Here is a 19,759-nt window from a genome sequence, read left to right as displayed (position 1 = left end):
AGCGGGCTTGCTCGCGAAAGCGGTAGGTCAGTCAACAATGAAGTTGAGGCTGATGGCCCCTTCGCGAGCAAGCCCGCTCCCACAGGTTCTGTGGCGTTGGTAGATCAGTGCGGGTGCGCGTGGCAGTCGTTGATGGCCGCGCGTTCGGCGCCGCCGAGGATGTTGAACAGCAGGTTCAGCGACAGCGCACTCAGCGTGGCCATGGCGATGCCGCTGTGGGTGATCGGGCTCATCCACAGCGGAAGGTGGGCGAAGAATTCCGGACGGACCACCGGAATCAACCCCATACCGATGCTCACCGCCACCAGCAACTGGTTGCGACGGTCACCGATGTCGGCTTCCTGAAGAATCTTGATCCCGGTGGCGGCGACCATGCCGAACATCGCAATCGCCGCGCCGCCCAGTACGGCGGGCGGAATCGAGGCCACCAGAAACGCCGCTTTCGGCAACAGACTCAACACCACCAGCAAACCGCCGGCGACGATGGTCACCGAGCGGCAACGCACGCCGGTCATCTGCACCAGGCCGATGTTCTGCGCGAAAGAGGAGTGGGTGAAGGTGTTGAAGAAACCAGCGAAGAACGAAGCGCCGGCATCACACAACAAGCCGCGGCGCAGCATCCGTGGGCAGACGTCCTGGCCGGTGATTTTGCCCAGCGCCAGGAACATCCCGGTGGACTCGACGAAAATTATTACTACCACCAGGCACATGGACAGGATCGGTGCGAGTTCGAACTTCGGCATGCCGAAATGCAGCGGGGTCACGAATTGTAGCCACGGCGCCTGGGCCATGCCGCTCAGGTCGACCATGCCGATCAGGCCGCAGAGCACGTAACCCAGGCACATGCCGATCAGCACGGAAATGTTGACCCAGAAACCGCGCATGAAGCGGTGGACCAGCAGAATGGTGGCCAGCACCAGCGCGGCGATGGCCAGGTAAATCGGTGAACCGAACTGAGCGGCGCCCGCACCACCGCCGGCCCAGTTCACGGCCACGGGGAACAGCGACAAACCGATCGAGGTGATGACCGTGCCGGTCACCAGCGGCGGGAAGAAGCGTACGACTTTGGACATGAATGGCGCGATGATCATGCCGAAGAAACCGGCGGCGATGGTCGCGCCGAAGATCCCTTGCAGGCCGATCCCAGGCATGCCGGCCATGGCGACCATGCTGCCCACTGCGGCGAAACTGGCGCCCATCATCACCGGCATGCGAATGCCCATGGGGCCGATGCCCAGGGACTGCACGATGGTCGCGATCCCGGCTACCAGCAGGTCGGCATTGATCAGGAAGGCGATTTCTTCACGACTCAGGCCCGCGGCCTGTCCGATGATCAGCGGCACCGCGATGGCTCCGCCGTACATCAGCAGAACGTGTTGCAGGCCGACCAGGATCAGTTGCAAAAGGGGCAAACGCTGAATGGCGGGTGCGTCGGGGATGCGGGCTTTGGATAGCTCGGACATGCAACACCTCGGATCTTTTTTATTCTTGTGATGTTTGTATCAGGCAGACCTGTGGCGAGGGAGCCTTTGTGGCGAGGGGGCTTGCCCCCGTTCGACTGCGAAGCAGTCGTAAAACCAGCGGATGCGGTCTCTCAGACGGAACGCAAATGTCGGTTTTGGGGCTGCTTCGCAGCCCAACGGGGGCAAGCCCCCTCACCACAAAAGCTCCCACGCCACAACGGCGTGTTGCTTATTGGGTTGGGGCTCCCTGAACAATCCAGGCACCGATCAGGTCACGTTCCTGCTGGGTCATCTGGGTGATGTTGCCCAGTGGCATGATCTGGCTGGTGACGGCTTGTGCCTGGATGCGTGCGGCGTTCTGGCGGATCTGCTCGGGGGTGTCGAGCATCACGCCGGCCGGTGCAGCACTGAACAGCGGACTGGTCGGTTTGGCAGAATGGCAAACCGTGCAACGTTCCTGGATCACGCTGTGCACCTTGTCGAAACCGGGGCCGGCGTTGGACGCCTGAGCCGGTGCAGCGGCAGGTGCAGCAGGTTTCGCCGCTTCAGGTTTCACGCCACCACCGAGGGCAGTTTCCGGCAACGGCTGGTACTCGATGGTGCCAGGCGCCTTGGCCACTTCAGGTGCGCTGGACATCTGCGCCGGGCCAGTCACGTAAGCCAGGCAGATCATGCCCACTGCCGCGGCGGGCAGGGTCCAGGCAAATTTGTGGCTGTCATGACGGGTGTTGAAGTAGTGACGCACCAACACCGCCAGCACCGCGATCCCGGCCAGGATCAGCCAGTTGTATTGGCTGCCGTAGGTGCTCGGGAAGTGGTTACTGATCATGATGAACAGCACCGGCAAGGTGAAGTAGTTGTTGTGACGCGAACGCAGCAAGCCTTTGGCCGGGAGCGCCGGATCCGGCGTGCGGTTTTCGGCAATCGCGGCAACCAGCGCGCGCTGGGCCGGCATGATGATGCGGAACACGTTGCCGACCATGATGGTGCCGATGATCGCGCCGACGTGCAGGTACGCACCACGACCGCTGAACACTTTGCTGAAGCCGTAAGCGGCGCCAATGATCAGTACGAACAGGATAAAACCAAGCAGGGCAGGACGTTTGCCCAGGGCCGAGTCGCAGAGGAAGGAGTAGACGAACCAGCCAACGAACAACGAGGCAATGCCCAGTGCGACCCCTTCAGGGCCGGTCAGGCTGCTGCCCGGAGCGAGCAGGTAGAGCGTCGGGTTGGAGTAGAACACCACGCACAGCAGCGCGACCCCCGACAGCCAGGTGAAATAGGCTTCCCATTTGAACCAGTGCAGGTTGTCCGGCATGGTCGGTGGGGCCAGTTTGTATTTTTCCAGGTGATAGATACCGCCGCCATGGATCGCCCACAAATCGCCCGCCAGCCCGTTTTTCGGGTTGACCCGATTGAGGTTGTTTTCCAGCCAGACGAAATAGAACGACGCACCGATCCAGGCCACGCCAGTAATCATGTGAACCCAGCGCACGCTCAGGTTCAGCCATTCCAACAGATGTGCTTCCACAGTCTTTACCTCTCGCCTGTCACTCTGTTGTCGAGTGATCAGACCTTCTCTTATTGGTGGGGGGCGAGGATCAAACGCTCATCCTCTTTGAAAAAATGCTCATCGCAGTTATTGCCTGTGCCACTGCGATCAACCACCAGGAAGTCATCCCGCTTTTCGATCGTCAGCACCGGATGGTGCCAAACGCCGCGATGGTAATTAATGCCCTGCCTGCCGTTGGTGACGAAGGCGCGGACCAAGCCTGATACAGGTTCATCGCCAAGTGGCGCGACCACGATCAGAAAGGGGTTGCCGAGCAGCGGAATGAAAGCCTGGCTGCCCAGCGGGTGACGCTCCAGCATGCAGACGGTCAGCGGCATGTCCTGCGCGTCGGCGCGGAAAATGCTGATGATCGCCTTGTCCTCTGGCGTGGCGGTTTCCACCGTCGCCAGTTTGTGAAAGCGCATGGTCGAACCGTTGTTGATCATGAAGTGATCGCTGCCGTCGGTTTCGATCACGTCACCGAAAGGGGCGAAGGCTTCTTTGGTCAGCGGTTCAATCGTCAATGTGCGCATGCTGGTCTTCTTTTCGTTGAGTTCTGTTGATCGTTCCCACGCTCTGCGTGGGAATGCAGCCCGTGACGCTCCGCGTCACATCCAAAGCGGACGCAGAGCGTCCATTGATGCATTCCCACGCGGAGCGTGGGAACGATCATTACGGCTTATTTAGCGACCTTGCCCAAAACCCGCAGGCGGCTCACGCCACCGTCCGGGAACACGTTCAGGCGGATGTGGGTGATCGGCCCCAGCGCCTTGATCTGTTCGGCGAAGGTGTGTTCGGCGTGCATTTCCAGTTTCTGCGCCGGCAGCAATTCTCGCCAGAACAGCGATTGGGTTTCGATCTGGCTGTCGGTGCCGCCCTTCACGAACGCGCCCTGGATCGAGCACGTGTCCGGGTAGTTGCCCTTGAAGTGCAGGGTGTCGACGATGACTTTCTCGATCTCGCCGGCATGGCCCAGTGCGACGATCACCCAGTCATTGCCCGGCGTGCGACGACGTGCAGTTTCCCAGCCGTCGCCCATGTTGATGCCGCGGCCCGGGTTGAGGATGTTGCTCATGCGACCGAAGTGTTCATCGGAGCAGGCGAGGGCGCGGCCACCGTTCAGGGCTGCTGCCAGGTCCACTTGCTCGTTGTCGCCCACAGCGGACCAGTCGCGGAACGGAATACCGTAAACACGCAGACGGGCCACGCCACCATCCGGGTAGATGTTGAAGCGCAGGTGGCTGAACGCCTTGTCATTGCTGATTTCGTGGTAATGGTGGCTGTTGCCTTGCAGCTCGACGGCGGACAGCACTTCAGTCCACTGGGTGTTGTCGTCCGGCTCGCCCGAAGCGAGGAAGCAGGCTTCCAGCGAGGCCGACGGCGGGAAGTTGCCGGTGAAGAATGAAGTGTCGATGTCCACGCCCTTGATCGAACCCGGAACGCCCAGGCGGATCACCGCGCTGTCGTAGCCTTCGAAGCGCTTACGGCGCGACTCCCAGCCGTCCATCCACTTGCCGTTGTCATCGAACACGCCCTCCTTCCACACCGCCGGGGTCGGCTGGAACAGGCGGTTGGCATCAGCGAACCAGTCATCGGTGACCGAGATGATCTTGGTGCCCAGGCGGGCGTCGGCCAGGTTGACGAACTTCTCGAAAGGTACGGCGTAAGCTTTCATTCTTCTTGTCTGCCTTTAATTAGTTGGCTTGGGATGCTTGCAGGGCCCTGGGCGTTTTCGCGTTTTTTAACGCTCGGGCCAAGTTCGCTATAGGGTCAGTAATCGGAACAAGGCGATCTTGTTGATCTCCGCCAGCGCGCACTTGAACTCGGTGTTTTCCGCGTTATGAATGCGCGTTTCGAACGCCGCGAGGATCTGATGCCGGTTGCTGCCTTTTACCGCCATGATGAAGGGAAACTTGAACTTGGCCTTGTAGGCGTCGTTCAGCTCGGTGAAGCGTTGAAACTCTTCGGCCGTGCATTGGTGAATACCGGCGCCAGCCTGTTCATTGGTGCTGGCTTCGGTTAGTTGGCCCTGGACGGCAGCTTTGCCGGCCAGGTCCGGGTGAGCGTTGATCAGGGCCAATTGGCTTTCGTGATCGGCGCTCAACAGGATGTCGCTCATGCGCTGGTGCAGGGTTTCGATCTGGTCGATCGAAGCGTCCTGGCCCAGGTCGAAGGCCTTTTCGGCCACCCATGGCGAATGTTCGTAGATGTCCGCGAAGGCGGCGACAAACGCGTCGCGGCTCAGGGTCGAGGGCTTCAGGGTTTGGAAGTGGCTCATTTCGCGGCCCCTTGATACGGGTGGGTTTCGTGCCAGTGGCGAGCGATGTCGACGCGACGGCTGAACCACACCTGTTCATGACTTTTAGCGTATTCGATAAAGCGTTTGAGAGAGGCCAGACGCGCCGGACGGCCGATCAGACGGCAGTGCAGGCCGATCGACAACATCTTCGGCGCTTCGGCACCTTCGGCGTACAGCACGTCGAACGCGTCTTTCAGGTATTCGAAGAAATCGTCGCCCTTGTTGAAACCCTGGACCTGGGTGAAGCGCATGTCGTTGGTGTCCAGCGTGTACGGGATCACCAGATGCGGCTTGCCGGTCGGGTTGTTCGGCTCCCAGTAGGGCAGGTCGTCGTCGTAGGTGTCGCAGTCATAGAGGAAACCGCCTTCTTCCATCACCAGTCGACGGGTGTTTGGACCGGTGCGGCCGGTGTACCAGCCCAGTGGGCGCTCGCCGGTGATTTCGGTGAGGATGCGGATCGCTTCGAGCATGTGCTCGCGTTCTTGCGCTTCGTCCATGTACTGGTAGTCGATCCAGCGATAGCCGTGGCTGCAGATTTCGTGGCCGGCATCGACCATCGCGCGAATCACGTCCGGGTGACGCTGGGCGGCCATGGCCACGGCGAAGATGGTCAGCGGAATGTCGAATTCCTTGAACAGTTTCAGAACCCGCCAGACGCCGGCACGGCTGCCATACTCGTAAAGGGATTCCATGCTCATGTTGCGCGCGCCTTGCAGCGGCTGCGCCGAGACCATTTCCGAAAGGAAGGCTTCGGATTCTTTATCGCCGTGCAGGATGTTGCGCTCGCCGCCTTCTTCGTAATTGAGCACGAAGGACAAGGCGATGCGGGCATTGCCCGGCCAGTGTGGGTGAGGAGGGTTACTGCCGTAACCGATCAGGTCGCGTGGGTAGTCAGCGCTCACTGCAGTCTTCCTTCTTATTCGTGGTAACGGTTTGTGTGCGCGGCCTGGCGATGAGTTGCAAGGCTGGCGTCACAGCGATGGGCTGATTGTATACAACTTTATATCCACTTTGTAAGCCTGTTTTTTTGCATTTTTCATTGATTGTCATCTACACATGTTATTGCAAGAAACCTGCCTGACTGGTCAGCTAATAGATGAAAGGTCCTTTGGCTCTATGGCTCAGTGGCAGATTCAGCGGCAATTCCTGAATGACGGGGATGGCGGTAAATATGTTGTTTTTATTGTGTACAATTTTTTTGAAAAGTGTCTTAATCAGTCGCTCGCCGCAACGTTTCGTGCTCCGAATCGGTGCGGTCTCCTTTTCAACTGACTTCGGGAGGCGCGAGGTCTGACTGCTCCATGCAGGCAGGCGCGCAGAATCAATGGGACGTTTGACTACTCACGTTTTAGACGCTGCACATGGTTGCCCGGGCAGCTCGATCAAGGTCGAGTTGTACCGCGTTGAAGGTTCGCAGCTGGAATTGGTCGCCACTGCGATAACCAACAGCGACGGCCGGGTCGATTCCCCGCTGCTGCAAGGCGATGACTACCGGTCCGGGGTCTATCAGGTTCAGTTTCATGCGGGCGATTACTACCGCGCCCGTGGCGTTCAGCTGCCAGAACCCGCATTCCTGGATGTGGTGGTGCTGCGTTTTGGCATCTCTGCCGAGCAGGATCACTACCATGTGCCGTTGCTGATTTCGCCTTATAGCTATTCGACCTACAGAGGAAGCTAGACTCCCCCAAGAATCTGCGCATAAAGCTTCTTTGGTCTTTCGCCCGCTCACACTGCGGGCTTTTTTTTGCCTGTCAGAAGTGTGGTATCTGGAAGGGCCCCTTCGCGAGCAAGCCCGCTCCCACACTGGATCTTCAGTGAACATAGTATTTGTGTTCGACGATGATCCAATGTGGGAGCGGGCTTGCTCGCGAAGCTTTTGCTGTTTAGCGGCTCAACAAGGATGCCGCGCCCGCACCACTGAACAACCCGGCACTCACCCGGTTAAACCAACTCTGCCCCTTGCCGCTGCGCAAATACCGCGCCGCACCATGGGCACCCAACCCATAAGCCAACTTGCACAGCAGATCCAGCACGGTCCAGGTCACAATCATCACCAGCAACTGCGGCAGGAATGGCTGCTCGGCACTGAGGAACTGCGGGAGGAAAGCGGCGAAGAACAGGATGTCTTTCGGGTTGCTGGCGCCCAACATGAACGCGCGCCCGAACAGTGCGCGAAAGCGTGGCACTGGGGCAGCCTGGGGCACTTCAGCGCCGTGGGAGGGCAGACGCGATTGCTGCCAGCTCTGCCAGGCCAGGTAGAACAGGTACAGCGCCCCGACGACCTTCAGCGCGCTGAACAACTGTTCCGATGCCAACAGCAAGGCGCCTAAACCCAGCGCCGACGCACTGAGCAAGCAGATCGACGCAATTACGCCCCCCAGAAACGCCGGGTAAGAACGGCGCAAACCGTAATTCAGACTGTTGCTGATCATCAGCAAAGACAGTGGCCCCGGGATCAGGATCACCACCAGCGCAGCGCCGCTGAACAGCAGCCAGGTTTCCAGACTCATCACTTTCCTCCATTTGCACAAAAGCCTCACCCGACGGGGTGAGGCTGTTTTGAAACACTGTTTTCGAAACGCAGACGGCTTACAAGAAAATGAACTTGGCGATGAAGATCGCGCAGAGCACCCACAGACTGACGGAAATTTCCTTGTGCTTACCGGTGAAAGCCTTCAGCACCACGTAAGTGATAAAGCCCAGCGCAATGCCGTCGGCGACCGAGAAGGTCAGGGGCATCATGATCGCGGTAACGATCGCCGGAATGCTGTCGGTCGCCTCGTCCCATTCGATATGCGCCATGCCGCCCATCATCAGCATCGCCACATAAATCAGCGCACCGGCGGTGGCGTAAGCGGGGATCATGCCAGCCAGCGGTGCGAAAAACATTGCGGCAATAAATAGCACACCTACGGTCACAGCGGTAAGACCAGTCCGACCACCCGCGGCGACACCCGCGGCACTTTCCACGTAGCTGGTGACTGGCGGAACACCGACCACCGCACCGAATACGCTGGAAGCACTGTCGGCTTTGAGGGCGCGGGAGAGGTTTTCGATCTTGCCGTCAGCATTCACCAGACCGGCGCGCTGGGCGACGCCCATCAGGGTGCCGGCGGTGTCGAACATGTGCACGAAGAGGAAGGCCAGCACCACGCTGATCATGCTGATATTGAATACACCGGCGACGTCCATGGCCATCCAGGTGGGTGCCAGGCTCGGCGGGGCGGACATGATGCCCTCGTAGTTCACCAGGCCCAGGCCCCAGCCCGCCAGGGTGACGGTGATGATGCTGATGAGAATCGCGCCAAACACTTTGTGGTAGCTGAGTACGGCGATCATCAGGAAGCAGATGGCGGCCAGCAGCGGGCCAGGTTCGCGCAGGGAGCCGAGCTTGATCAGGGTAGCCGGGCTATCAACCACGATGCCCGCGGTTTTCAAACCTATCAGCCCCAGGAACAAGCCCACGCCGGCACCCATGGCAAAGCGCAAACTCACCGGGATGCTATTGAGCAGCCATTCGCGGATCCGCGAAAAAGTCAGAAACATGAACAACACACCGGAAACAAACACCGCGCCAAGGGCGGTTTCCCAGTTGTAACCCATGGTGCCGACCACGGTGTAAGTGAAGAAGGCGTTGAGGCCCATGCCCGGCGCGAGCCCGACCGGCCAGTTGGCGTACAGACCCATCAACAGGCAACCCAGTGCGGCGGCGATGCAGGTGGCGACGAACGCGGCACCGTGATCGATCCCGGCATCGGCCATGATGTTGGGGTTGACGAAGATGATGTAGGCCATGGTGATGAAGGTTGTCAGGCCGGCAATCAGCTCGGTCTTCACCGTGGTGCCATGCAAGCTGAGTTTGAAGATGCGCTCCAGCCAGCCATTGCGTATTGGCGGCGAGAGTTCCAGCGTCGGGGCTTCGGATTTGCGGCTTTCCACAGCGAGTACTCCTCAAGAGTTTTATTGTTATTTCCAGGGCCGGACCCATGAGGGTGGCAGCGACCCTTTGAGGTGCTTGCGAATTTGTTGACTGCTTGGTCAGGAACTCGCACGAAGTGGATTATGCTTTTGTATACAAATAAAGCAAATAATGTTTTTGATTTTGTAGACGAAAAGTTTGTTGATCGGGATATATCGGCTATAGACGATCGTTCCCACGCTCTGCGTGGGAATGCCGCCATGGACGCTCTGCGTCCGCCGTTGATGTGACGCAGAGCGTCACGGGATGCATTCCCACGCAGAGAGTGGGAACGATCAGTCAGGAAAGACCTGGGCTTTACCCAGCGCCAGATTCACCGCCAACCACCCATTCACCGCCGTCTCCCCAGCCTCGGCAAACACCCGCTCCAGCAATTTCACCTGTTCACGGCGCAACGACTGCTCAAACCGCGCGCCATCGTCGGTGAGTTCCAACAACCGCTTACGCTTGTCGGTTTCGGACGCGACACTGTTTACCAGATGCATTTCCACCAACTGACGCAGTGGAATATTCAGCGCCTGCTTCGTCACCCCAAGCAACGCCAGTAACTCCTTGACGCTCAAGTTCGGGTAGCGCGCGATGAAAAACACAATGCGTTGATGCACCCGGCTCAAGCCACGACGCTCGAGCATTTCGTCGGCCTTCGCGGTGAACGCCTGGTAACCGAAGAAAAACGCTTCCATCGCTTGTTGCTGAGTCGCGGGGTTTTTAAGGTCAAGCATATTGACGTATCCGTTCGGTCTGTCGTAATTTTGGTCAACTAGTTTGACTCATTTTCCTCAGGCCTCGCTACCGGTGACCCCATGGCATTTTCCGAACGTGTCTCGCGCCTTAAAAGTTCTTTGATCCGTGAAATCCTCGCCGCTGCCCAGCGCCCGGAAGTGATGTCGTTCGCCGGTGGCTTGCCGGCCGAAGCCATGCTGCCGAAAGTCGAGTGGGCCGACATGCCGCTGTCCATGGGCCAATACGGCATGAGCGAAGGTGAGCCGGCGCTGCGTGAAGCGTTGGCAGCAGAGGCTCGGGCGCTGGGCTTACCTTGCGACGCGAGTCAGGTGTTGGTGGTCAGCGGCTCCCAGCAAACCCTCGATCTGGCGGCCAAGCTGTACATCGACAACGGCACCGAGATTTTGCTCGAGGCGCCGACTTATCTGGCGGCGTTGCAGATTTTTCAGCTGTTCGGCGCCGACTGCATCATTGTCCCGCTGGAGGCTGATGGTCCGAACCTGGCTCAACTGCGTACTCGTCTGGAAAAACACCGTCCGGCGTTCATCTACCTGATTCCGACTTTTCAGAATCCATCGGCCGTGCGCTACAGCGAAGCCAAGCGCGATGCCGTGGCCGCCTTGCTGGATGAGTTCGGCGTGACCTTGATCGAAGACGAGCCTTACCGCGAGCTGACGTTTGATGGCGGCAGCGCCACGCCGATCGTCAGTCGCTTGAAAAAGGCCAGCTGGATCTACACCGGCACCGTGTCGAAAACCCTGTTGCCCGGACTGCGAGTCGGTTATCTGATCGCCAGTCCGGATCTCTTCCCGCACTTGCTGAAACTCAAGCAATCGGCCGACCTGCACACCAATCGCGTGGGTCAGTGGCAAGCGCTGCAATGGATCGGCACCGACAAATTCCAGCATCACTTGAGCGAGCTGCGGGACTTCTACCGGGTTCGTCGAGACGCGTTCCAGTCAGCCCTGGAAACGCATTTTGCAGATTTTGCGGACTGGAACGTGCCGCAGGGTGGGCTGTTTTTCTGGCTGACACTCAAGCAGCCGCTGGACACGCGTACGTTGCTCAAGGCTGCACTGGCAGCGGATGTGGCGTTCATGCCGGGCGAGCCGTTCTTCCCTGAACCGGACAGCAATCCGGGGCATTTGCGCCTGAACTTCAGCCACATTGACCCGGCACGGCTGGACGAAGGGCTCAAGCGATTGGCTGCGGTGGTGCGTCAGGCTCAGGCGGCAAAAGCAGCCTGAAGGTAGAAACAAACAAACCGGCTCTAGAGCCGGTTTATTTTGGTCTGGATTTTGTGGCGCCTGGCGGGCGCCTTCGCGGGCAAGCCTTGCTCCTACACGGGCTAGCGAATACCTGTAGGAGCGAGGCTTGCTCGCGGAGAAGCCATCAATCACGCCACAAAAAACTCAGGCCGCGGCAAACCGCTTGTCCAGATAATCGATGATCACCTTGGATTCGTACATCCAGGTGGTCTGGCCGTTCTCTTCGATGCGCAGACATGGAACTTTGATCTTGCCGCCCTGTTCCAGCAGGGTCTGGCGATCCTGTTCGTTGTTCTTCGCGTCGCGCAACGCCACCGGTACGTTCAAGCGGCGCAGGGTGCGGCGGGTTTTCACGCAGAAGGGGCAAGCGTGGAACTGATACAGGGTCAGGTCCTTGGCGGCCGTGTTGACCTGAGCCTGAACCTCGGCGGGGCGCTGCTTTTTGCTTGGGCGGGTGATGAAGTCGATGAAGATGATCAGTTGGCCAAGGCCGACACGAAGCGCTTTAACGAACACGGTATAAGCCTCACAGGGGCAAACAGAAGGCGCGCAGCTTACCTGATTTTCGCAGGCGAAAAAAAACCGGCGATGAATGCCGGTTTTCTTCTGCTGCGAATTACTTGATCAGGCTGAGAAACTCGCTACGGGTGGCCGCGTTTTCGCGGAACTCACCCAGCATCACCGACGTGATCATCGTCGAATTCTGTTTCTCCACACCGCGCATCATCATGCACATGTGCTTGGCCTCGATCACCACTGCAACGCCCAGGGCGCCGGTGACTTGCTGGACCGCATCGGCGATCTGGCGGCTGAGATTTTCCTGGATCTGCAGGCGGCGTGCGTACATGTCGACGATCCGCGCGACTTTCGACAGGCCCAATACCTTGCCGCTCGGGATGTAGGCGACGTGAGCCTTGCCGATAAACGGCAGCAGGTGATGTTCGCACAACGAATAGAGCTCGATGTCCTTCACCAGCACCATTTCGCTGTTGTCGGAGCTGAACAAGGCACCGTTGGTGACCTCTTCCAGTGTCTGTGCATAACCGCGGCAGAGGTACTGCATGGCTTTGGCGGCACGTTTTGGCGTGTCGAGCAGGCCCTCGCGGGAGGCGTCCTCGCCCAATTGGCCGAGAATCGCGGTGTAGTTCTGTTCCAGTGTCACAGAGGCTGATTCCATAAGGGTTTCAGAGGGGTACTGTTTCTGTCTGTACCAATTGTGTACCAATCAAGCTCTTTTCAAGCGTCCCGAGTTCACACCAGTCGATGCTGGAGTTGATCCATCGGGCGGAGGTCGATAGCAACATCTGAACGCCATGACCGAGCTGAGTGGCAATAAACGCAGGGTTCATCCCCGACATGAGGCACATGGTAGCGTATGTGTGCCGGCAGTTGTATGCCGACGGGCGCGAAGCGACATTTCGGCCAGTGCGGCGCGGAAGTGTTTGTCGGTTCCACTGGCCAGGCGGATTTTATCCGCATCCCGCTACACCCTGTCGCCAAGGTGCAGCAGTGATGCTTTCCTGAAGCCTGTCATGACTCATCAGGCCGAAGCAGGTCGTATCAGACGTGAGTGATCGACAGATCGCTGATGATGCAGACCGAACCATCTAGCGGGTCGGTGGTGTCGGAGTAATCGATCTGGTTGTACACGCCACCGTGGAAGGCGAGTGTTTTCGTGTCCCAGGTGTTGTCGAGGCGCATGATCGCGGAAGTGGATTTAACGCCGTTACAGCTAGCCGATACAGAGACGGCGCCGCTCGAGTTGGCGTGAATGTTGATTTTGAAAAGTGCACCGAGCGGCACGTTCTCCAAAACCGTCGAGTTGACCGGATCGTCCTGGAGGTAGCTTGACCGGAACCCCATGGTGATTTTTCCTTTGTTCCAGAACACCTTTACCGGAGGTCGTTCTGAACCCTTCACATGAATCTGGCCGATCACGACTTTCTGCAGCGAGTTGACTTTGGTCAGTCGCATTTCCTGGCGGTTCCAGTGGTCCGCTGCGCTGGAGAACAGCCAGTAACCTGGCTCTTTCCACTCGCAGCGGGTTCGTAGCGTGCTTTTGCTCGAGGCTCCAAGTGTCGGCGCCGTCATCTGCACCGAACCATCGTCAAGCATTGAGATGACGTCGGGGCATTCGATCAGTGCGCGCCAGCCGATGAGCTCAAGCGCAATCGGGTTGGTGTCGGAGATAGGAAGCGGGGTAGCGATGGTGAAGTTGCTGATGTCTACAGTCATGGTTTTTGCCTCAGTCCATTGATGTCGTTTTTTGCTCTGGTGAGCCTTGCGTTTGATGCAGGCCTGCATCCTTCTGCCCACTCAGTAAATGGGCAGAAGTGATGCCTGGCAGCTTCCGATCGATTTCCGTTGGCCCGGATACAAATATGGGCGTTCCCATATTTCATGTCAATGGGCATTCCCATATTTTATTCGACGCCTATATTCCAAATACAAAAAAAGCCCGCGCTTGGCGGGCTACTCTTGGATGGCGTCGAACGTCATGGCACTGGACGTTCCCGAGTCACTGCAACTTGGTTCACCGTGAATACATCGCCCACCAAAAGACATGACCCAGGATTGCAATCTGCTGCTCCTGGATTTCGGCGAAGGTGTAGTCCTCGTCCGGATGCTCGTCACGGTTGAAGCTGCGCAGGCGGATCCCGCTGGGCAGTCGGTAGACTTGTTTCACGCGCAGCTGACCGTTGTGATTGATCGCGTACATCTCGCCATCGACGATATCGCCGAGCGAGTTCTTTGCGACGTTCAGGCCAACGGTAGCGCCGTCGCGCAGTACCGGGATCATGCTGTTTCCGCTCACCAGTACGCACTTGGCATGGTTGAACTGCACGTTGTTATGACGCAGGTCTTTCTTGAAGAAACGCAGCCTGGCGCTGTCGTTTTCCGCGATCACGAAACGGCCTGAACCGGCCGCCAGCTCAACTTCACGCAGGAAGGGGACATACACCTCGTCGTCATCCAGGGGCGTGCTGTCGTCCCAAGGCTGAATGTCTGACATTGCAACGCTTGGAGCAGGGCGATTCAACTGAACCGTATCGGACACCCCGTTAAGCATGTCCCCGACACCTTCAGCCAGCCACATCGGTGAAACGCCACATACTGAAGCGATCTGGGCAGCGAAGGCTGTTGCCTTCGATTTCCCGCGCTCAAGATCGGAGATTGAGGTTTGCGTCAGGCCTGCGCGCGCGGCAAGCTCGGTCTGATTGAGCTTGGCGTATTGGCGGGCTGCTTTGAGTCGTTCTTTGAATTCCATCTGCGGAGTATTACGGGGGCTCCTATATCATTGCAAATCGTTATCTCTACAACGTGCTATGGATATTCCCGTCCTGGGTGTTATGAGTGCATTTACAAGGCGACCGCTTTACTCGTCACGACCTTCCATCATGGTCCGTTTGAGCATCACATAAACTGCTCCGGCGCCGCCGTGTTTAGCTTGGCACGAGGTGAAACCGAGCACTTGTGAATGTTGGCGCAGCCAGGTGTTGACGTGGCTTTTGATCATCGGTCGCTTGCCGTCCAGACGCACTGCCTTGCCGTGGGTGACGCGCACGCAGCGGATTTCGAATTTGGTCGCTTCGGCCAGAAACTCCCAGAGGGTTTCCCGGGCCTTTTCCACGCTCATGCCATGGAGGTCGAGGCTGCCTTCGAATGGGATCTGGCCGATCTTGAGCTTGCGCATCTGGCTTTCCTGAACGCCGTCACGTGCCCACATCAGCTCGTCTTCCGGGCCAACATCGATAACGAACTGATCGGACAGCCCGTCAACGGTGGTGGCGTCGGTGCGCACAGTGGCGGCCTGACGCAACTTGGCGATTTGCGCGCGGTCAGCTTTGGGTTTGCCGGTTTCGGCGCGATCGTGTTTGATCGGCTTGACGCCTTGGATCGCGCTTTTGAACAGGGAAAAATCGTCGTCTTGCATGTCAGCCTCCGCGAAGGGCGGCCAGTTTACCCAACTCGAGACGAATGGGGCGCGAGAAAACGCACGGCACTCGGCTCAGTCGTGCTTTTTCATCAAATGCGGGGAGATGTTCAGCGCTTGCGACTGCCGCGCGCGGCGACGGCAGCGGCGCCACAGCCACACGCCGAGGTACAGCACGAACAGGCCAATCGCCAGAATCACTGCCGACCCGACCCGGTTGGTATTCAACTCGCCGAGGGCGGGGGCATGGCCAAGCAGGCTGGCGGCGCCTGCCATCGCCATCAACACGCCGCACATCGACAGCACGGCCGCAAATGCCGCGCCGATTCGAAAACGCCAGTTGCGTTGGCCTTTGGGCCGCAAGCGGCGAGCGTCAAAACCATCGGATAACTTCATTCCGACCTTCCTCAATGGGTATCGGCCCTTCGACCGGGAGTTGACCGGGATGTTCCTGAGGCTAAGACAATTACAGCAAATGATAGGCTTTTGCGGATGAGCGGCGGCATGCACCGCTCATCGAGCGTCGATCAGATCAGTTCGTGAGTCTGCGCGAGGGTGGCGAAGTTGTCCGCCATGATAGCCATTTCCGTCTGCTGAACGTGGGCTGCGCTCAGGACGCCGCCCTTGTAAGGCAGGTCGCGGGTCGCGCAGGCGTCTTCTACCAGCGTGCAACGAAAGCCCAGGTTCTTCGCAGCGCGCACCGTGGTGCTGACACTGGAGTGGCTCATGAAGCCGCATACGATCAGGTCCAGCGAGCCGAGGTTCTGCAGGCGTTCCAGCAGTTCGGTGCCGTGGAACGCACTCGGTAGCAATTTACCGATGACGGTTTCGTCGCCCTGTGGTTCCAGGCCCGGGATGAATTCACCGCGCTCACCTTGTGGATCGAACAGCCCACCGACGGTGCCGAGGTGATGGACATGCACGATCGGCCGACCGGCTGCACGGGCAGCGGCCACCAGTTGCTTGATGTTCGCGACGGCAGCATCCATACCGCTCAAGGCCAATGGGCCGCTGAGGTATTCTTTCTGGGCATCGATGATGACAAGGGTCGCATGACTCAGAACGGCTGCCGCGTAACCGCGGCCGCTGAGTTGAAACATCGTTTTTGGAACGGACATTCTGGGGCTCCTTCGAGTGGGGCTTTTGCGACATTGTCCTCTGGCTGAGCGCTTCTGTGAATCGCTACCATCGTAGGCGCCGTCTTTGCTGGCTCGCAGCCTTGTCAATAGGCTCGTTTTGTTCAATAGCCAGCTGAAAAAACAGAATAGTCCTACATTCGCCTCGGTAGTTTTCCCGCGTCGTCGAGACGCGTTTTGGCTGTTAGAATCGCCAGTCGTTTTTTTTGGAGTTTGCCCCGTGATCACTTCCCGACTTCGTACCCTGCGTGACCATATCCGTTGGGCCGTCAGCCGCTTCCATGGGGAGGATCTGTTTTTCGGCCATGGGACCGACAACGCCTGGGACGAAGCGCGTCAGTTGGTGTTGGGTGCCTTGCACTTGCCGTGGGAAATCGCCGACAGCTACCTCGACTGCAATCTTGAAGAAGACGAGCTGGTCAAGCTGCAACGCTTGCTCAAGCGCCGTATCGAAGAACGTATCCCTACCGCCTACCTGTTGGGTGAAGCGTGGTTTTGCGGCATGTCGTTCATTGTCGATGAGCGCGTATTGATCCCGCGTTCGCCGATTGGCGAGCTGATCGAAAAACGTTTCGAGCCATGGCTGGGCGCCGAACCTGCGCGGATTCTCGACCTGTGCACCGGTTCCGGCTGCATCGGTATCGCCTGTACCTACGAGTTCCAGAACGCCGAAGTGGTGCTGGCCGACCTGTCGTTCGAAGCACTGGAAGTGGCCAACCAGAATATCGAGCGTCATGGCGTCGATGAGCGGGTGTACACGGTTCAGGGCGACGGATTTGATGGTTTACCGGGTCAGCGTTTCGACCTGATCGTGTCGAACCCGCCTTACGTCGATGCGGAAGATTTCGCCGACATGCCGGACGAATACCAGCACGAACCGGAGCTCGGCCTGGCCTGCGGTGATGATGGCTTGAACCTGGTGCGTCGCATGCTCGCCGAAGCGGCGGATCACCTGACCGAGAAAGGCTTGCTGATTGTCGAAGTGGGCAACAGCCAGGTTCACGTCTCGGCGCTGTACCCGGAAGTCGATTTCGCCTGGCTTGATTTCGAGCGCGGTGGGCATGGCGTGTTCATGCTGACGGCGGAACAGTGCCGCAACCATCAGGCGCTGTTTGCTTCTCGCGTTTAACCCGTAATGATCGTTCCCACGCTCTGCGTGGGAATGCCTCAATGGACGCTCTGCGTCCGCTTTGGGACGCGGAGCGTCCCGGGCTGCATTCCCACGCGGAGCGTGGGAACGATCAGTCAGCGGTGCGTGGCAATCCAGATCAACAACCCCGCCTGAAACACCGCAAATGCCACCAGACAGGTAATGGTAAAGCGCAGTCCGGCGTCTTCGCGCTTGTACTTGCTGACCTTTTCTTCGTGTTTCTTCAGTTTGACTTCCTGCTCGGCGAGATTTTGCTCGGCCTGCTGGAGCATCTGCGCCGCCTCGAGAATTTCCACGATCTGCAGTTTTTCCGTACTCCAGTCACTCAACAGGTCGCCGACCTGCACTTCTTTGACGCTGCCCTTCAAATGCTGGGCGTCGGCGTAGATCACGTCGAAACCATGCATTCGCAAGAAGTGATCGCGGCGCAGGCGAGTGTCTTCGTTCAGCGCATCCTTATTGTTCAGGTCGGTGCCGTCGACGGTGTAGCCGGGCCATCTCTTTTTCGCCCAGGTAATGCCCTGAGCGGCCATGAAGCGACCGATGCCACGGTTCATCGGTTCGATCTGCAAACCGCTGTCAGGCCCAAAATGCACACGCTTGGTGGCGTGATCGACCCACACGTCCAGATGATTCTGTTCCTTGCGCACACGCTGGCCGGGCAGCGCAATGCTCATGCGCATCAGGCTGTGTTCCTTGTTGTTGCGCTCGGCGTAACCGAATTCAACAAAGCGCAGCGGCCGTCCACCGGTGTTGCGGTCGGTTTTCAATGGCGCCAGACGGAGCATCTTGTGGTGCTCGGCGTGGACGTCCGCCCACGGCAGCTCGACCACTGGTGGAGCGTCTTTTTCAGCAGTGGTGTCGGGTGAAGTCTGGGTATCAGTCATAACGGCGAGATCCTGTCCAAGCTCTGCTTGTCGCCAGTCTTAGCGCTGGCGACAAAGGCTTATCGGCCGTTTTTTTCAGGACTGGAGGGCTAGGGGGCGTTCTCAACTAGTTTTCACGCCGCGCCGGGTCTGCTGTTGTGCAGGGCAAGGCGCGAGAAGCGTGGTTTGGTCATTCCAAACAAGCTTCGAGCAACGCAGCCCTGCACAACAGCAGGCCCGGCCCTTCGGGTTGTGCCTTAAAGCGGGCCAGGCTGCGTTGCAGGCCTTGGAAAGGGAACAACCATTACCAGCGGCCTGCGCCTTGCCTGGCCCGCTTTAAGGCGACAACGCGGCGTGAAAACTAGTTGAGAACGCCCCCTGACCCCGCTTAACTGGCGCGAAGTCCGTCAATAAACCCGAGGATTCGCGTGCCGAGTTCGGCCGCCAGTGGCAATTGCGGATCCTTGTAAGAGGCCAATTGCCGTTTTACATCGTTGGGCACGATGCGCATCACGTGGTTCATGCCTTCGATCAGCGCCAGTTCGGCGTCCGGTTTGGCCGCCTTCAACAGCCTGGCGTCACCGACACCGACCTGGATGTCATTGCTGCCCTGGATGATCAGCGCCGGCATCTTCAACTTGGCGAATGCTGCCGCCGGGTCCTGGCGGAACAATGAAATCAGATACGGCTGCACGCTCGGGCGGAAAATCACCTGCAACTGCGGCGGCACGTTGTCGTCGGTGCGGCCGGCCTTGAGGCTGTCGAGCAGTTCATTGCTGCGCAGCATCAGCGGTGGCGGCAGGCGATTGCTCAATTGCTGGCGCAGTACCTGATCGATCGGCCGGGCGCTGCCGGACATGGAAATGACCGCGGCGGCGTCCAGGCTCGGCGCCGCGAGGCTGGCGATCAAGGCGCCTTCGCTGTGGCCCAGCAGGATCAACTGGCCAAAACGCGGGTCGGATTTGAGCTTCCGGCCCCAGGCCTCGGCGTCGGCCACGTAGGCTTCAACCGACAGGTTTCGTTCATCCGGGGTTGCCGCAAGGCTCGCCGCCACGCCGCGTTTGTCATAACGCACGCTGGCGATGTTGTGTTTGGCCAGCACCCAAGCGAGACGCTTGAGGCTGTCGTTGCGTCCGCCGTCGGGGTTGTTTCCGTCACGATCTGTAGGACCGGAGCCAGAAATGATCAGGACAACCGGTACCGGCGTGTCGGACTTGGGCAGCAATAACGAGCCGAAAAGCTCGCCGGTGCCGGTGTCCAACGTGATCGGGCGTTGCAGGACAGTGGCCTGTACAAAGCCGGTAAAGAGGGTAAGGCTCAAGGCAATAACTCGCAGCATCATCACGCCATCATGAACAAGATGCCGGTTGGACTCGCAGGCACCCATAA

Annotated in this window: 21 protein-coding genes; 3 read left to right on the top strand and 18 right to left on the bottom strand. The window is 58.8% G+C overall.

The window, feature by feature from the left end:
* Positions 1-104: 104 nt before the first annotated feature.
* The 6 genes from PFAS1_RS01635 to puuE form a co-directional block, all read right to left on the bottom strand.
* A complete protein-coding gene (locus tag PFAS1_RS01635) occupies positions 105-1,463 on the bottom strand; it encodes a nucleobase:cation symporter-2 family protein (RefSeq protein WP_076027965.1) in 1,359 nt (452 codons plus the stop codon).
* Between the two features lie 229 nt (positions 1,464-1,692).
* The gene (locus tag PFAS1_RS01630; RefSeq protein ID WP_076027964.1) at positions 1,693-2,994 is read right to left on the bottom strand and encodes a urate hydroxylase PuuD; all 1,302 of its coding nucleotides are present in this window, start codon (positions 2,992-2,994) and stop codon (positions 1,693-1,695) included.
* 50 nt (positions 2,995-3,044) lie between these two features.
* Positions 3,045-3,548, bottom strand: a complete 504-nt coding sequence (locus PFAS1_RS01625) for an ureidoglycolate lyase (RefSeq protein WP_007898831.1) — start codon at positions 3,546-3,548, stop codon at positions 3,045-3,047.
* Positions 3,549-3,694: 146 nt separating this feature from the next.
* Entirely contained in the window at positions 3,695-4,690 is a 996-nt protein-coding gene (gene alc, locus PFAS1_RS01620) for an allantoicase (RefSeq protein ID WP_076027963.1), read from the bottom strand.
* 87 nt (positions 4,691-4,777) lie between these two features.
* Entirely contained in the window at positions 4,778-5,293 is a 516-nt protein-coding gene (gene uraD, locus PFAS1_RS01615) for a 2-oxo-4-hydroxy-4-carboxy-5-ureidoimidazoline decarboxylase (RefSeq protein ID WP_076027962.1), read from the bottom strand.
* Positions 5,290-6,216, bottom strand: a complete 927-nt coding sequence (gene puuE / locus PFAS1_RS01610; protein ID WP_076027961.1) for an allantoinase PuuE — start codon at positions 6,214-6,216, stop codon at positions 5,290-5,292. Before puuE ends, uraD begins: the two co-directional genes overlap by 4 nt.
* Before the next feature lie 422 nt (positions 6,217-6,638).
* On the opposite strand from puuE, the gene uraH reads away from it, so the two are divergent.
* On the top strand, positions 6,639-6,992 hold the full coding sequence (uraH, locus tag PFAS1_RS01600; RefSeq protein ID WP_076027959.1) for a hydroxyisourate hydrolase: 354 nt from the start codon (positions 6,639-6,641) through the stop codon (positions 6,990-6,992).
* Between the two features lie 205 nt (positions 6,993-7,197).
* Here uraH and PFAS1_RS01595 read toward each other — a convergent pair whose 3' ends face one another.
* From PFAS1_RS01595 to PFAS1_RS01585, 3 genes are all read right to left on the bottom strand, one after another.
* Positions 7,198-7,824, bottom strand: a complete 627-nt coding sequence (locus PFAS1_RS01595; RefSeq protein WP_074878299.1) for a LysE family translocator — start codon at positions 7,822-7,824, stop codon at positions 7,198-7,200.
* Between the two features lie 79 nt (positions 7,825-7,903).
* A complete protein-coding gene (locus tag PFAS1_RS01590; protein WP_076027958.1) occupies positions 7,904-9,253 on the bottom strand; it encodes an NCS2 family permease in 1,350 nt (449 codons plus the stop codon).
* A 315-nt stretch (positions 9,254-9,568) separates the two neighbouring features.
* A complete protein-coding gene (locus PFAS1_RS01585) occupies positions 9,569-10,015 on the bottom strand; it encodes a MarR family winged helix-turn-helix transcriptional regulator (protein WP_076027957.1) in 447 nt (148 codons plus the stop codon).
* An 81-nt stretch (positions 10,016-10,096) separates the two neighbouring features.
* Here PFAS1_RS01585 and PFAS1_RS01580 point away from each other — a divergent pair, with 81 nt between their 5' ends.
* Positions 10,097-11,263, top strand: coding sequence for an aminotransferase-like domain-containing protein (locus PFAS1_RS01580; RefSeq protein WP_076027956.1), 1,167 nt, complete (start codon positions 10,097-10,099; stop codon positions 11,261-11,263).
* Between the two features lie 165 nt (positions 11,264-11,428).
* Here the strand turns inward: PFAS1_RS01580 and PFAS1_RS01575 are convergent, their stop codons facing one another.
* The 7 genes from PFAS1_RS01575 to PFAS1_RS01540 all read right to left on the bottom strand — a co-directional run bounded on the left by PFAS1_RS01575 (position 11,429) and on the right by PFAS1_RS01540 (position 16,336).
* Entirely contained in the window at positions 11,429-11,800 is a 372-nt protein-coding gene (locus tag PFAS1_RS01575) for a glutathione S-transferase N-terminal domain-containing protein (protein ID WP_074878295.1), read from the bottom strand.
* Between the two features lie 100 nt (positions 11,801-11,900).
* On the bottom strand, positions 11,901-12,446 hold the full coding sequence (folE, locus tag PFAS1_RS01570; protein WP_207250594.1) for a GTP cyclohydrolase I FolE: 546 nt from the start codon (positions 12,444-12,446) through the stop codon (positions 11,901-11,903).
* Between the two features lie 398 nt (positions 12,447-12,844).
* On the bottom strand, positions 12,845-13,519 hold the full coding sequence (locus PFAS1_RS01560) for a polysaccharide lyase family 7 protein (RefSeq protein WP_076031482.1): 675 nt from the start codon (positions 13,517-13,519) through the stop codon (positions 12,845-12,847).
* Between the two features lie 298 nt (positions 13,520-13,817).
* Positions 13,818-14,552, bottom strand: coding sequence for an XRE family transcriptional regulator (locus PFAS1_RS01555; protein WP_076027955.1), 735 nt, complete (start codon positions 14,550-14,552; stop codon positions 13,818-13,820).
* Positions 14,553-14,660: 108 nt separating this feature from the next.
* Positions 14,661-15,218, bottom strand: coding sequence for a Smr/MutS family protein (locus tag PFAS1_RS01550; RefSeq protein ID WP_046047498.1), 558 nt, complete (start codon positions 15,216-15,218; stop codon positions 14,661-14,663).
* Positions 15,219-15,293: 75 nt separating this feature from the next.
* Entirely contained in the window at positions 15,294-15,614 is a 321-nt protein-coding gene (locus PFAS1_RS01545; RefSeq protein ID WP_076027954.1) for a hypothetical protein, read from the bottom strand.
* A 131-nt stretch (positions 15,615-15,745) separates the two neighbouring features.
* A complete protein-coding gene (locus PFAS1_RS01540) occupies positions 15,746-16,336 on the bottom strand; it encodes a cysteine hydrolase family protein (RefSeq protein ID WP_074878285.1) in 591 nt (196 codons plus the stop codon).
* Between the two features lie 238 nt (positions 16,337-16,574).
* On the opposite strand from PFAS1_RS01540, the gene prmB reads away from it, so the two are divergent.
* Complete coding sequence (gene prmB, locus PFAS1_RS01535; RefSeq protein ID WP_076027953.1) at positions 16,575-17,483, top strand: 50S ribosomal protein L3 N(5)-glutamine methyltransferase; 909 nt, start codon at positions 16,575-16,577, stop codon at positions 17,481-17,483.
* 116 nt (positions 17,484-17,599) lie between these two features.
* Here prmB and PFAS1_RS01530 read toward each other — a convergent pair whose 3' ends face one another.
* A complete protein-coding gene (locus tag PFAS1_RS01530) occupies positions 17,600-18,391 on the bottom strand; it encodes a hypothetical protein (RefSeq protein ID WP_076027952.1) in 792 nt (263 codons plus the stop codon).
* A gap of 367 nt (positions 18,392-18,758) precedes the next feature.
* The gene (locus tag PFAS1_RS01520; RefSeq protein WP_074878279.1) at positions 18,759-19,757 is read right to left on the bottom strand and encodes an alpha/beta hydrolase; all 999 of its coding nucleotides are present in this window, start codon (positions 19,755-19,757) and stop codon (positions 18,759-18,761) included.
* Between the last annotated feature and the right edge of the window lie 2 nt (positions 19,758-19,759).

It is taken from the genome of Pseudomonas frederiksbergensis (assembly GCF_001952935.1).
Classification (GTDB): Bacteria; Pseudomonadota; Gammaproteobacteria; order Pseudomonadales; family Pseudomonadaceae; genus Aquipseudomonas; species Aquipseudomonas frederiksbergensis.
The sequence above is the reverse complement of the archived record's forward strand: the minus strand, read 5'-3'. Positions and strand labels throughout refer to the sequence as shown.